This window comes from Pedobacter africanus (assembly GCF_040548825.1).
Lineage (GTDB): Bacteria > Bacteroidota > Bacteroidia > Sphingobacteriales > Sphingobacteriaceae > Pedobacter > Pedobacter africanus_A.
In genome coordinates this window covers 2,378,659-2,392,333 of record NZ_JBEPSL010000001.1, presented here as the reverse complement: position 1 = coordinate 2,392,333, position 13,675 = coordinate 2,378,659, and the positions used below count along the sequence as shown (strand labels likewise).

Annotated in this window: 8 protein-coding genes; 7 read left to right on the top strand and 1 reads right to left on the bottom strand. The window is 44.6% G+C overall.

What is annotated here, in order from left to right; translation table 11 throughout:
• Positions 1-143 precede the first annotated feature (143 nt).
• From ABIE26_RS09725 to ABIE26_RS09710, 4 genes are read left to right on the top strand one after another with little or no spacing between them, the layout of a single operon-like run.
• Positions 144-4,226 carry a hybrid sensor histidine kinase/response regulator transcription factor gene (locus ABIE26_RS09725; RefSeq protein ID WP_310137334.1) on the top strand — a complete coding sequence of 1,361 codons (4,083 nt, stop codon included), beginning with the start codon at positions 144-146 and terminating at the stop codon, positions 4,224-4,226.
• A gap of 38 nt (positions 4,227-4,264) precedes the next feature.
• Positions 4,265-5,143: an SAM hydrolase/SAM-dependent halogenase family protein gene (locus tag ABIE26_RS09720; RefSeq protein ID WP_310137335.1), complete on the top strand. Its 879-nt coding sequence runs from the start codon at positions 4,265-4,267 to the stop codon at positions 5,141-5,143.
• Positions 5,144-5,200: 57 nt separating this feature from the next.
• Entirely contained in the window at positions 5,201-6,415 is a 1,215-nt protein-coding gene (locus ABIE26_RS09715) for an alpha/beta hydrolase family protein (RefSeq protein ID WP_310137337.1), read from the top strand.
• 22 nt (positions 6,416-6,437) lie between these two features.
• A complete protein-coding gene (locus ABIE26_RS09710; RefSeq protein WP_310137339.1) occupies positions 6,438-7,016 on the top strand; it encodes an RNA polymerase sigma-70 factor in 579 nt (192 codons plus the stop codon).
• Positions 7,017-7,392: 376 nt separating this feature from the next.
• Here ABIE26_RS09710 and ABIE26_RS09705 read toward each other — a convergent pair whose 3' ends face one another.
• A complete protein-coding gene (locus ABIE26_RS09705) occupies positions 7,393-7,953 on the bottom strand; it encodes a hypothetical protein (protein WP_310137341.1) in 561 nt (186 codons plus the stop codon).
• A 232-nt stretch (positions 7,954-8,185) separates the two neighbouring features.
• On the opposite strand from ABIE26_RS09705, the gene ABIE26_RS09700 reads away from it, so the two are divergent.
• From ABIE26_RS09700 to ABIE26_RS09690, 3 genes are all read left to right on the top strand, one after another.
• Positions 8,186-8,773 (top strand): RNA polymerase sigma factor, encoded by a 588-nt coding sequence (locus ABIE26_RS09700; RefSeq protein ID WP_310137343.1) that lies wholly within the window; start codon positions 8,186-8,188, stop codon positions 8,771-8,773.
• 94 nt (positions 8,774-8,867) lie between these two features.
• Positions 8,868-10,013: a FecR family protein gene (locus ABIE26_RS09695; RefSeq protein WP_310137345.1), complete on the top strand. Its 1,146-nt coding sequence runs from the start codon at positions 8,868-8,870 to the stop codon at positions 10,011-10,013.
• 188 nt (positions 10,014-10,201) lie between these two features.
• Positions 10,202-13,675, top strand: coding sequence for a SusC/RagA family TonB-linked outer membrane protein (locus tag ABIE26_RS09690; protein ID WP_310137348.1), 3,474 nt, complete (start codon positions 10,202-10,204; stop codon positions 13,673-13,675).

The window sequence follows — 13,675 nt, the reverse complement described above, 5'->3', positions numbered from 1 at the left end:
AAAGTCTTCGGTAGTAAGTAGTTTTAATGCGCAGGAGTCTTTTTAAGGATTTCTGCGTATTTATACAAAAGGCACTTTTTATAAGGGGCAATAGCGAATGTGAAAGTAAAACCTTATTTTTACACTGAACCAAATTGCTGCACATGTCGCCATTATTTTGCCGGAATAACCTATTGCTCCTGGCGGCCCTGATATTGGGCTATGGCGTGGCTTATGGACAAAAAAGCAAGATGAGTTTCAACCATCTTACCGTCGAAAACGGACTTTCCCAAAGCAGCGTCCTTTCTATAGCACAGGACAGTATGGGCTTTATGTGGTTTGGTACCAAGGATGGTTTGAATAAATACAATTCCCGCAGTTTTGAGATCTATAAGCGCGAAAAAGGGAATAAAAGCTCATTGAGCAGCAGCCAGAACATCAATGCGCTGATTACCGACCGCAAGGGAAACTTATGGGTGGGTACACAAAAAGGATTGAACCGTTACCTGCCCGAGAAAAATGCCTTTAAACGCTACCTGCATAATGCAAAAGACAGCAGCAGCCTGAGCAACAACATCATCAGGAGCCTTTATGAAGATAAAAAGGGCAACATCTGGGTGGGTACTGACAGCGGCCTGAATAAACTTGGTACCGATGGTAAATTTCAAATATTTTTACCTGGTAAACCTGGACTGGGGATTGCCCATCAGCTGGTAAAGGCCATCTGTGAAGACTACCAGGGCAATCTCTGGGTGGGTACACTTCAGGGGCTTACCAAAATCATTCAGCAAAAAGGGAGCTACCGCTTCGAATCCTATTACCACAAACCAGGTGATCCGAACAGCTTGATAGATAATGATATCAGTGTCATTTTTGAGGACCCAAAACACAACCTTTGGGTGGGCACACACAACAATGGCCTTGAACTGTTCGACCCAAAAACCGGTATCTTTAAACATTTTACAGCCAGAAAAGGGCTGCCTGGCAGCATCAGCAGCAATGTGATCCGGAAGATTAAGGTCGACCAGGACGGGCGCTTATGGGTATCTACGCTAAATGGAATCAATATTTTTAATTCTGAAACCAGGACATTTACTGTACTTAACCACAATCCCGAAGATCCATCCAGCCTAAACCAAAACTCCATTTACGACATTTTAAAGGATGCCACCGGGTCTATGTGGATGGGTACCTATTACGGTGGGGTAAACTTCTATCATGCCAATTCAACCCCTTTTAAAGGTTATAAATCTACCTCAGTCAAAAACGGCCTCAGCAGTAATGTGGTCAGTTCTATTGTAGAAGATGAAAAACACAATTTATGGATAGGTACCGAGGCCGAGGGACTGAATTATTACGACAGGGCTACGGGAAAGTTTACCAGCTTTAAACACGATCCGGAAAACCCGAGTTCTTTAAGCTCCAACCTGGTTAAAGCGATCTCTATAGATCAAAAAGGTAAGGTATGGATCGGTACTTATGAAGGAGGGCTGGATGTATACCTGCCCGGCTCAAACAGTTTTAAGCACTATAAACCGGATCCGTCGGATCCTAAAGCCTTGAATTCCAACAGAATTGTTTGCCTGCTGCACGACAGCCAGGATAGGCTGTGGGTAGGGACCAGGGCACATGGTTTATTTTTGTATAACGAAAACGAAGACAATTTCAGTCCGTTTACCCGGCAAAGCAATCAGCAGGACCTTAAGTTTACCCGCTACCTGTTTGAAGATTCAAAAAAAAACATCTGGATTGCAACCAATTCCGGTACCTATATCCTGGGGCCAAATGCAAAGCAGGTAAGACGGTTTACTGTAGCCGACAATATCAGCACTTTTGATGACATCAACCTGATACAGGAAGACATAAAAGGTACCATCTGGCTGGGCAGTTACGATTCCGGCCTTATCCGCTACCATCCTGCCAGCAACAAAATAAAATTCTATACTACGGCCAATGGCCTGCCCAGCAATGTGGTGCTTGGCGTTTTGGAAGACCATCATGGTTACCTCTGGATCAGCACAGCCGATGGGCTGGCCAAATTCGATAAAAAGGTATTCAAAACATTTACCGTTCAGGATGGACTACCCGGAAATGTGTTTAACTACAATTCCTTTTTTAAAGACAGCAAAGGCGAATTCTTTTTTGGTGGCTATAATGGTTTGGTCAGCTTTTTTCCCGATCAGATCAGGGAAAATAAAAAGGTGCCGAAAGTTATTTTTACAAGGCTCAGGCTTTTCAATAAAACTGTTGCCATTGGCGATGAAAGCAATTTGCTGAGCCGCAACATCAGCCTTACCAAAGAGATCACTTTTTCCCACTCCCAAAATATTTTCAGCTTCGACTTTGCCGTACTCAATTACATCAAGTCTGAAAAGAACAAGTACGCCTATAAACTCGAAGGGGTAGATAAGGACTGGAACTTTGTAACCTCGCCCACGGCTACATTTAACAATCTACCTTCAGGTACCTATAAATTGCTGATAAAAGGCGCCAATAACGATGGGGTCTGGACAGATTATCCGGAGGAAATTATCATCCATGTGCTGCCTCCATTCTGGAAAACCTGGTGGGCCTATCTCATCTATGGGATCTGCCTGTCTGCCATCCTTTTCCTGGTGTTCAGGTTTTTGTGGATAAGGGCTTTGCTAAGGAAAGAACACGAAGTATACCAGATGAAAATGGACTTCTTTACCAATGTTTCTCATGAGATCAGGACACCATTAACGCTCATTGTTGGCCCGCTGGAAAACCTGATTAACGATACAAAAGAGTCGCCCCGCCTAAACAGGCGATTGCTTACCGTTAAAAAGAATGCCGGCCGGCTTACGCGCCTGGTTAACGAACTGATGGATTTCAGGAAGGAAGAAGCAGGTAAAATGACCCTTAATGTTTCGCCAGAAAATATCGTTGAATTTGCCAAAGAGATCTACCTTTCGTTCCAGTATCTGGCCATCAAACACCATATCGATTACCAGTTTAAGAGCAGTGAGGATAATATTGAAGTTTATTTTGACCACAGCCAGCTGGAAAAAGTGTTTTTTAACCTGCTGTCCAATGCTTTTAAATTTACACCCGATTATGGGGTAATTGTGCTTTCTGTAAAACGGGGCGAGAAAGGTTATGTAGAGATTAGCGTAATTGATAATGGTAAAGGAATACCGGAAGATAGCCGCGACAAAATATTTACCAATTTTTACCAGGTAAAAGATCCGCTTTCCAGGCACAGCGGAACAGGAATTGGACTGGCACTTTCAAGAAAAATAGCCCGTTTGCATCATGGTGATCTGCTGTTGCTGCCCAACCAGCTGCCTGGCGAAACGAATATACAAACCTGCTTTTGCCTTAAACTGAAAACCGGCAGTCAGCACTTTAAAAAAGACGAGCTGATACCGCAGTACGTGAATGTAGAAAGTCCGGACCTGTACCGGTTGCCACAGGAAATTGCCCTGGAAGAAGAGCCTGCCCTCACAGAAGAAGGTATAGCTGAAGAAAGGGTGACCCTGCTGATTGTTGAAGACAACCCGGAAATACGTGATTTTGTGAAAGCTTCGCTGAAACCATTTTACCATATCCTGGAGGCTGAAGATGGAGGAAGGGGCGCGGAGATCGCCTTTGAAAAGATACCGGATATCATCGTCAGCGATGTAATGATGCCCGTTATGGACGGGCTTGAACTGTGCCGCACGCTGAAAACAGATCCCCGTACCAGCCATATCCCGATTATCCTCCTTACGGCACGTTCGGGAAACATCCATGAAGTAAGCGGGCTAAAAACCGGTGCCGAAGCTTATATCACCAAACCCTTCAGTATAGATGTACTGCAGCTCAACATCAAAAACCTGTTGTCGCTGCAGGCCAACATGCGGCGTAAGTTTAGTCAGCAGATCACCTTGCAGCCCTCCAACATCCTGATCGAATCTACCGATGAGGAGTTTTTGAACAAGATCATGGGCATCATCGAAAATAATTTTAGTGTGGATGATTTTAATGTAAACATCCTGGCCGCCGAAGTGGGGATGAGCACGCCTATTTTATACAAAAAAATCAAGACCCTGACCGGGCTTACTGTCAACAACTTTATCAAATCCGTGCGTTTAAAACGTGCGGCACAACTGCTTAAACAGGACGCCTATACGGTTTATGAGGTGGCTTATATGGTGGGTTTCAGTGACAGCAAGTACTTTAGTAAAGAGTTTGTGAAACAGTTTGGAAGAACACCGAGCGACTATATTACGGAGGAATTTTAAAGCCTATGGAAATGAAAATGCATTTGAACGCTATTTTTATGCTGTTATTTTTAAGTTTCGGCAGTGTGGCCTGTGCCCAGAACAAGATACTGGTGTTTCAGTCCGACTTCGGTTTAAAAGATGGCGCGGTATCTGCAATGAAAGGCGTGGCCATGGGGGTATCCACCGATCTGAAACTATTTGATCTTACCCACGAAATTCCTGCATACAACATTTGGGAGGCAGCTTACAGGCTGGTGCAAACGGTGCCTTATTACCCAGCAGGAACGGTATTTGTCTCTGTCGTGGATCCTGGAGTAGGTACAGAACGCAAATCTGTGGTGTTAAAAACCAAAACCGGACAGTTTATAGTAACTCCGGATAATGGCACCTTAACGCTGGTTGCTGAAGAGCTTGGCATGGCCGGTCTCAGACAGATTGATGAAGCCATCAACAGGCGCAGCAATTCAGGCCAGTCCTATACTTTTCACGGCCGCGATGTATATGCCTATACCGGCGCACGCCTGGCCTCGGGTACCATTACTTTTGAGCAGGTTGGGGCAGCGCTGCCTTTGGCAGTGGTTACCATTCCTTACCAAAAAGCGGTTCTTGAAAACGGAAAACTTAAGGGCAATATTGCTATCCTTGATGTCCAGTATGGCAACGTGTGGACAAACATCAGTCAGCAGCTGCTTAAAAAAGCAGGCATTAAATATGGCGATGTACTGCTGCTCTCTGTTTTTCATAACGGTAAACAGGTATACCAGGGGGATATGCCATTTTTGGAAACCTTTGGGGCGGTTGCTACCGGAAAGCCGCTGGCTTACTTTAACAGTTTGATGCAGTTGTCTTTTGCGCTGAACCAGGGCAGCTTTGCCAATACCTATAAAGTTGGCAGCGGACAGGAGTGGAGTGTAACCGTAAGCCAAAATCGCTGAATAAAAGGCCAATAATTTAAGGGGCAACCCGCCCTGAATCCAGTATCTTTGGTCAGGATGCTAACCAGATATCAAATTATATTGCTAACAGCTGTATGGGGCATCATTACCATGCCCCGCGGAAATGCCCAGATAAAGCATACCCTCTGGGATACCAAAGAGATTTACAACATACCTTCTTATAAAATCTTAAGCACTGATTCTGCTATAGGTATCATTTACAAGGGACTTAGCTATAAAGGGCAAGCCAAAAATGTATATGCCTTTTACGCCAGTCCGGGTACCCTGAGCGGCAACCGCACGGACGATAAGCAATTGCCTGCGGTAGTGCTGGTTCATGGCGGCGGGGGCACTGCTTTTAAAAACTGGGCCATTATGTGGGCCAAAAAAGGTTATGCAGCTATTGCCATGGATTTGCGCGGCAACGATTTCAATAAAAAACATATTGCCGGTGGTTTTGATGAGCCGGAATCCGGAACACCTTATTTTACCATCACCCCAAATTTAAATGAGCAGTGGATGTACCAGGCCATAGGCGATGTGCTGCTGGCACATAACCTGATCCGCAGTTTTAAGGAAGTGGACAGCAACAGAACTGCGCTTACAGGCATCAGCTGGGGCGGGATCATCAGTTGTGCACTGGCTGGGATTGACGATCGCTACAAAGCTGTAGTACCCGTGTATGGCTGCGGTTACCTGTTTTATAATACCGCCATGTGTAAGGACCTGGCAAAACTCGGGAAGACCGATAGTGCCACCTGGGTCAAACAATACGATCCATCGCAATACCTGAAAAAAGCAAAAATGCCCATCCTCTTTGTAAACGGCACCAACGACAGCCATTTTTACCTGGATAGCTATGCCAAAACTTACAGTTCTGTTAAAAACAGGAGCCTGTCTGTAAAAATCGGCCTCAAACATAACCATTCGTATGGCTGGGCAAACAAAGAGATTTTTACGTTTATAGATAGCTACCTGAACCACACAGCGCCTTTGCCGGCTATGCAGGCACCAAAGTTTTCCGGAAACAAAATTACTGCGATTTTTAAAGCTGCTGCACCTGTTGATAAGGCCTATCTGAATTACACTACAGATGCATCGCCCTTGATAAAAGATAAAAAATGGGAGCGGATAGAACTGAAAACTGAAAATAACAAGATAACTTTACCCGGCCTGCCTGCCGGAACAAACATATGGTATTTGTCGGTAACCGACAGCAGGGGGATGGAAGTATCGGGTGATTTGCAATGGAAAACGGTGATTAATCACTAAAATTATATCAGAAAATTAAACTATGCCTTACAACCAATTAACTGATGAAGAATTGGCTGGTCTCCTTAAAACCGGAGATCATATGGCATTTAGTGTTATTTTTGACCGTTTTTACGGTTTACTTTTTGTACATGCCTGTAAAACCATACGAGATGAGGAAGAGGCGAAAGATGTAGTTCAGGAGTTGTTTGAGACCTTATGGACGCGTCGTGAAAGCATCACCTTTGAGCAGAGCTTATCGGCTTACCTGTATGCAGCTATCCGCAACCGCATCATTAACCGCATTTCGCACCGGCAGGTAGAAAACAAGTATATAGATTCGCTGCGCGATTTTATTGACCGCGATACTTATATGGCCGATTACAGGCTTAGGGAAAGGGAAATGAAGCGTATGGTAGAGCGGGAAATTTCGTCGTTACCGGCTAAAATGAAAGAGATCTTCGAACTGAGCAGAAAGGACTACCTGTCATATAAGCAAATAGCGGTCAAACTGCAGCTTTCTGAGCATACCGTGCGAACACATGTTAAAAAAGCACTCAGGATATTGAAGCCAAAGTTGAGTTTGATTACCTATTTGTTCCTGGTTTATTACCTGTTTTAACATCTAGATAGAGACCAATCAATAGCTATTTATTTTTTATCATGTTGTTCAAAAAGAGGTACCCATGTGCCTGTAAATAAAATGGCATATTGTAATTTTTATCAGCTTTAAAATATTGTGCAATATCCCATGTTTTTGCTATGATTGTACCACAGTTTAGTGAAGTTTTTAATGAGCAAGACAACCAGAAAATCGCATGGTTGGATTTACTGGACGAAGCTTACCACCAGTTGCATTTCTTTATGCACAAAGCAGATTTAATAGAAAAATTGATGTTCAGTTATATGATAATGTCACTACGCAGTTTAAAATAATGAGGATATAACCTTTGCTGTTTACGGGGCTAATGTAGTTGCAGTGTTTTTAGAATTATATGCTATTTTAGTTTCTCTGAAACTTCTTTGAGCTTTTTCAGGTCTGCTAAATGGGTATTAGGACTACTTTGGTAATTAATTGAGTAATAAACCAACTGGCTTAATTGCTTAGATTTTTTCTTGTCTTTTAAATCAAACCTGGCGATATTTGGATTGACGGCATGGATCGGAAACGCTATTACATTAAACAATCCATTCAGAATTACGCCAAAGGTTGCTGCGGCTGCTTCGTCTTTCAAACCAGGCGCTTTATTGCCCCAGTGATCAACCATCTCACCTTTTTGATCCACCTTGTATTCAGTTTGGGGCATATCGTTTAAGAAATCCTGGGTTTTATAGTGCTTTTTGATCGTTCTGATTTTTACCAATTGAATATCCGATATTTTGATAGCTGTAAACCGGCCATCAATATTTAGAATAACATTGGTCGAATCCACTTTTTGTAGAATACCTTTCAGTTTACCTGATTCGGTTTCTAAAATAGCTTTATACGGTTTGATGGTTTGTGCATTACTTGTCAAAAAGAGACAGCAAATGAGCGAGGCAAGCAAAAGTATTTTCATAATCGGTAGATTAGTGCTTAAAGTTAAGCAAACAATTTTAAATGACAGTACTAAATACTGGCTGTTGCTACGCCGCTTTCTGTAGTTTGTTTTTGTTCCAGATGGTTTCCAGCTAAGAATAATTTTCCAGGCTCTGAAAATGTTTGTAGTTTTAGCGTACACAAATGTTTACGATGAACAAGAACGCTTTAGTAGCTGTTTCCCTTACATTTTAGCTAAGTTTGTATTAAGGATGGTGGATTATCTTGAACTTTCTGATGAAGAATTGGCGGACTTGCTGCGGGGCGGGGATGAACCTGCATTTACGGTAATTTACCACAGGTACTGGCGCCTGATGTATGCGCATATCTACAAAATGCTGCGCGATGAGGACGAAGCTAAGGACCTGCTGCAAGACTTGTTTAGTGGTTTATGGATTAACCATACCGGCTTTCCGCAAAACATTAATTTGTCGGGTTACCTTTATGTGTCTGCCCGGAACAAAGTGCTGAACCTGATACGCAAACAGAAATACCGCAACGATTACCTGGGTTCTCTGGCTGCGTTTGCCAGCGAAACCAGCAACGAAACGCTGGAACTCTTAAACGAGCGCGACCTGCTGGCAGCCATTGAACGCGAAATCCAAAATCTGCCACCCAGAATGCGCCAGGTTTTTGAAATGAGCCGAAAGGAAAACCTGAGCCATAAAGAAATTGCTGCACGCCTGGGTACATCAGATGAGACAGTTAAAAAGCAGATCAACAAATCATTAAAACAGATTAAACTGGGGTTAAAAGATACCGGCACTACTGCTTTGGCATTGCTGCTGCTGTTAAGATAGCTGGCAAAAGAAAAAATATTTTACCAGGCAATACCCCCAGTCTGTTTTTCATGTGTTTTGTTATTAAAGGCCGTATAGGGAGGCCATGTTATCAATGAATAAAGAGGGAGCAGACAGGATCTTAGAAAAGTATTTAGCCGGCCAGGCCAGTGCAGAAGAAACAGCGCTTATAGAGCATTGGTATCTCAGCGCTTCGGATGAACGGAAACTGACCGATGAGGACAGTTTTGAATGGCTTGGCGAAGAGCTTTGGCAGGGTACTAAAATGAGGGCAGGATTGACTCCTGCCAAAAAGCCGGTAAGCAAGCTTTGGCTGCGCATGGTTGCAGCGGCCGCTGTTATTTTGGTAATGCTATGGTTTTACAAAGACAAGCTACCAGGTTCCAATCCTGAGCTGGTCATTGCAATAAACCATGCTGCCCCAGGCCATAATCAGGCGACTTTAACATTTGCCAATGGCGAAACCATTCAGCTTAGCGGTGCAAAAACAGGAGTGGTGATCGATACTGATCAGCTAAGCTACAATGATGGCAGTCCGGTGAATACACCTGCTGAACCAAAAACTGCTGCTACTGTAGTTCAGTTAACCGCCGCTACCCCGCGCGGTGGTACTTACCAGGTAACCCTCCCTGATGGCACTCAGGTTTGGTTAAACGCAGCCAGTAAGCTTGTCTTTCCTTCCAGATTTAACGGCAGGGAAAGAAAGGTACAGTTGAGTGGTGAGGCCTACTTTGAAGTAGCAAAAAGAGGAGCGCACATGCCATTTATTGTTGTCAGCAAAAACCAGGAGGTGGAAGTACTGGGTACCCATTTCAACATCAGCAGTTACCCTGATGAAAACAGCATGAAAACTACCTTGCTGGAGGGGCGTGTGCTTGTCAAAAATACCCTGTCGGATGAGCAGCACAGCATTATCCTGAAACCAGGGCAACAAGCTGTTGTGGGCTCCGGTTCGGGCATAAAAGTAACAGAGGCCGATCCGGAACTGGCTACAGCCTGGAAAAACGGGTTGTTTTATTTTAAAGATGCCGACCTGAAAACCATATTGCGCACATTTTCGCGCTGGTATGATATCGACGTCATTTCAACAGAATTTCCTGGCGACAGAAAATTCTCGGGCAAGTTATACAGAAACATGGATGCCCCTCAGGCACTGCAGGTATTGAAACTGCTTGACGTAGAACTGAGCCTGGAAAAAGGCAGGCCGAAAGTACCTCAGAAAAATATTGTTAAACCTTAAACCCAACAAAAAGCATGATTAAAATACTAACCTGAGCCACACTTAGGAATGGAAAAATGCGGAGGTGTTACCAGCACCCCCGCATAAATGTCCGGACCAATCCCCTGAGGGAAAACAATTCATCTAAACCATTTTTTATTAATCCAAACTTTACAAAAGTAGTGAAATTAAAATTTCTAGTAAGAATTATGAAGCTTACCACCTTGATGTTATTTGTAACATTAATGCAGGCAAGTGCTGTAGGATACGGCCAAAAGATATCTTTATCGGAGCAAAATGTGCCGATAGAAAAGGTCTTTAAAGCAATTGAGAAACAAACGGGCTATGTGTTTCTGTACGACAACAATATTTACAGGCAACGCGTAAGCATCCATGTAAAAAATGCAGGTATAGAAGAAGTGCTGAACACGCATTTCAAATCACTTCCCTTAACGTTCAGCATTGTTAACGGCAATAATATTGTTGTAAAACAAGCAACTCAATCGCTCGCGGATAAGGTATTGAACCTGTTTAACCAGAAGAACCCCATTAAGGGTAAAATTACCGATGAGGGAGGACGGCCAATACCGGGCGTTACCATCCTGAACAAAACAACCGGGAAGGGCACCATTTCCGAAGGGTCTGGTGCTTACAGCATTGAAGCCGACAAGGGCGATCTGCTGGTGTTCAGCTATATCGGTTATCAGCAAAAGAGGGTCTCTGTTGCAGAACAAACTACCATCAACATTTCCATGGAGCCCGAAACTTCCAGCCTGGACCAGGTGGTGGTAGTGGGTTATGGCAATACCAAAAAGAAAGACCTTACCGGTTCAGTGGCTGTAGTAAACGCGGCAGACCTCAAAGATGCGCCTTTTGCTACGGTAGACAATGCCCTGGCCGGCAGGGCCAGTGGAGTGCAGGTTACCAAGGCCGATGGCTCTCCGGGCGGTGCCGTGCGCATCAGGATCAGGGGATCCAGTTCTTTACTGGGCGGAAACGACCCCCTGTACATCATTGATGGCGTACCGGTCCAGGTAACCAATAACTTCGTTAACCCGGGATTTGATGTCGGCAGTCCTGTGGGCAACGAAATTAACGGGATGGGAAGCATGAATGCAGGGCTATCTACCGCCTTTACCAATGGCCTGAATAGTCTTGGCGGCCTTAACGTAGAGGACATTGAATCCATCAGTATCCTTAAGGATGCTTCCTCCACCGCAATTTACGGCTCAAAGGCAGCAAATGGGGTAGTGATGATTACCACCAAAAGAGGTAAAAAGGACATGAAACCCCAGATCACTGCAAATTACTATTCAACCGTAACCACGCCTAAACTGCCCAAATTGTTAAATGCAGAGCAGTACAGGATGCTGCTTACGGAATCGGCACAGAATTTATTTGATGCTGCCGAGGCCGCAGGCGATGACTATATCCCTGAAAATGTAGATCAGATACTGAACAGCCCCGACACGTTTTTCGGCAAGGCCAATACCAACTGGCTGAAAGAAGTAACGCGCAATACCGTGTCGCACAATGCCGATCTTTCTGTACAGGGAGGTGGCGCAGCATCCAAGTATTTCAGTTCCATTTCCTTTAACCGGACACCTGGTGTGTTAAAGTCTACCGACTATGAGCGCGTAGCCGGCAAGCTGAACATTGAGAATGAGATTGGCAGCAAATTCAGGTTCATCACCAATTTAAACCTGGGCTATACCAACCAGAACATTGGGGATGGTGCTTATGGACAAGCCTTAAGGGCAAGACCAGACCTGGCACCTTACGACGAAAACGGCATGCCGGTTTCATTTGCAGGACGCGCGGGCGAAGATTACATGGGCTATGAAAACCCGGCTGGCCTGTTGCAGGCTACAAACAATGCCAAAACATTCAGTATGCTGGGCTCATTGTCTGCAATATACGACATCACCAAGGCACTGGAGTTTAAGAGCACCGTTTCCCTGAACATGCAGACCTATAACCAGCGCAATTACATGCCCAGCTTTATCCTTACCGGAAATTATTTTGGCAGTACCTCCGGAAATTCAGGTATTGGCAGTAATTCCAACAGCAGGATGAGCAATTGGTTCCTGGAAAACACGCTTACCTATAACAAAACCATCGCCGACATTCACGATATCAATGTGCTGGCAGGTACATCCTATGAAACCAGGAAAAACAGCTTTTTCAGTGCTACGGCTTCAGGATATCCAAATGACCATTCCTTAAATAATCTCTCTTCGGCCATAACCCCTTTATTTACACGTGGCGATGAACCAGGTGGTCCGCAGAGTTATTTATTATCCTTCTACCTGCGTGCAAACTATACTTTAATGGATAAATACCTGTTCACCTTTACCGGGCGGACAGATGGTTCTTCCAAGTTTGGTACCAACAACAAATTTGGCTATTTCCCTTCGGCCGCTTTGGGCTGGAGGATTTCCAAAGAGAACTTCCTGAAAGACGTGAAATGGATAGAAGACATTAAACTGAGGGGAAGTTACGGGCTTACCGGAAGCCAGAACATTGGCGACCAGATGTACCGTACCTTATATACACCTAAGGCTTATGCCGGGGCCAATGCCTTAACACCAACCCAGCTTGGTAATGAGAACATTAAGTGGGAGAGTACCAAATCTGTAGACCTGGGACTGGATGTTTCTTTGTTTGGCAACAGGTTACAGCTTACGGCCGATTATTACGATAAACGCACCAATGGGGCACTGCTTAACCTGCCAATTGCACCAAGTACTTCATACTATACCTTGCTCGCCAATACGGCCGACCTGAAAAACAGGGGCTTTGAGTTCAGCATACAGGGTGATATTATAAAGCAAAAGGATTTCAGGTGGAACGCTTCCTTAAACCTGACCTGGAACAAAACTATTGTGACCAGGCTGGACCCGACGGCCAGCTTGCGTCAGATCGGAAACATGACCGGCCTGGAATGGCAGAATACCCTGATGAGGGAAGGAATGCCTTTGGGAATGATGCTGGGTTATACCTTTATGGGTATCATTAAAACCCAGGACCAGCTGAATGCCTATAAAAAAGAGCTTGGTCCGCTGCAGCCTATTTTATATCCTTACCTGGGCATTGGCGATCCGATGTACCAATTGGATTATGAGTATTTTAAATCGCGTAATTCAGCACTTGCCGATCAAAGGACAATCATGGCGCATGCGGCACCTAAGTATTACGGAGGTATGAGCCAGGCCTTCAGCTATAAAAACCTGGATTTGCAATTGTTCTTTACCTTTTCGCAAGGAGGCAAGCTGCTCTGGGGCGATCATGTAAGCAGTCGTCAGTTCTCTGGGGCGGCCAATGCCAATGTGATTATGCTGAACCGCTACCATGCCGGCAATACCAACACCGATCGCGAGCGCCTGGTGCTGGAGGGAACCATGCCGATGCCTTCCAGCATCGATGTATTCAGTTCCTCCTACCTGAAATTGAGGACCATGAACCTGAACTACAGGTTTAACAAAACAAAATGGATGCAGCGGGCTGGATTGAACAATACCTCGGTCTTTATGTCGGCCACCAATCTGTTTACCCTGACTAAATATCCGGGAAATGATCCTGAAACCACCAATGATACCTATAGCGTAGGCGGTGGTTATTTTGACGTGAGCAATTACCCGGTAGTGCGCACATTTTCATTAGGACTTAAACTTGGATTTTAA

Coding starts and splice junctions, on each gene's coding strand:
- ABIE26_RS09725 (WP_310137334.1), top strand. CDS start 144: ATGTCGCCATTATTTTGCCGGAATAACCTATTGCTCCTGGCGGCCCTG.
- ABIE26_RS09720 (WP_310137335.1), top strand. CDS start 4,265: ATGCTGTTATTTTTAAGTTTCGGCAGTGTGGCCTGTGCCCAGAACAAG.
- ABIE26_RS09715 (WP_310137337.1), top strand. CDS start 5,201: ATGCTAACCAGATATCAAATTATATTGCTAACAGCTGTATGGGGCATC.
- ABIE26_RS09710 (WP_310137339.1), top strand. CDS start 6,438: ATGCCTTACAACCAATTAACTGATGAAGAATTGGCTGGTCTCCTTAAA.
- ABIE26_RS09705 (WP_310137341.1), bottom strand. CDS start 7,953: ATGAAAATACTTTTGCTTGCCTCGCTCATTTGCTGTCTCTTTTTGACA.
- ABIE26_RS09700 (WP_310137343.1), top strand. CDS start 8,186: ATGGTGGATTATCTTGAACTTTCTGATGAAGAATTGGCGGACTTGCTG.
- ABIE26_RS09695 (WP_310137345.1), top strand. CDS start 8,868: ATGAATAAAGAGGGAGCAGACAGGATCTTAGAAAAGTATTTAGCCGGC.
- ABIE26_RS09690 (WP_310137348.1), top strand. CDS start 10,202: ATGAAGCTTACCACCTTGATGTTATTTGTAACATTAATGCAGGCAAGT.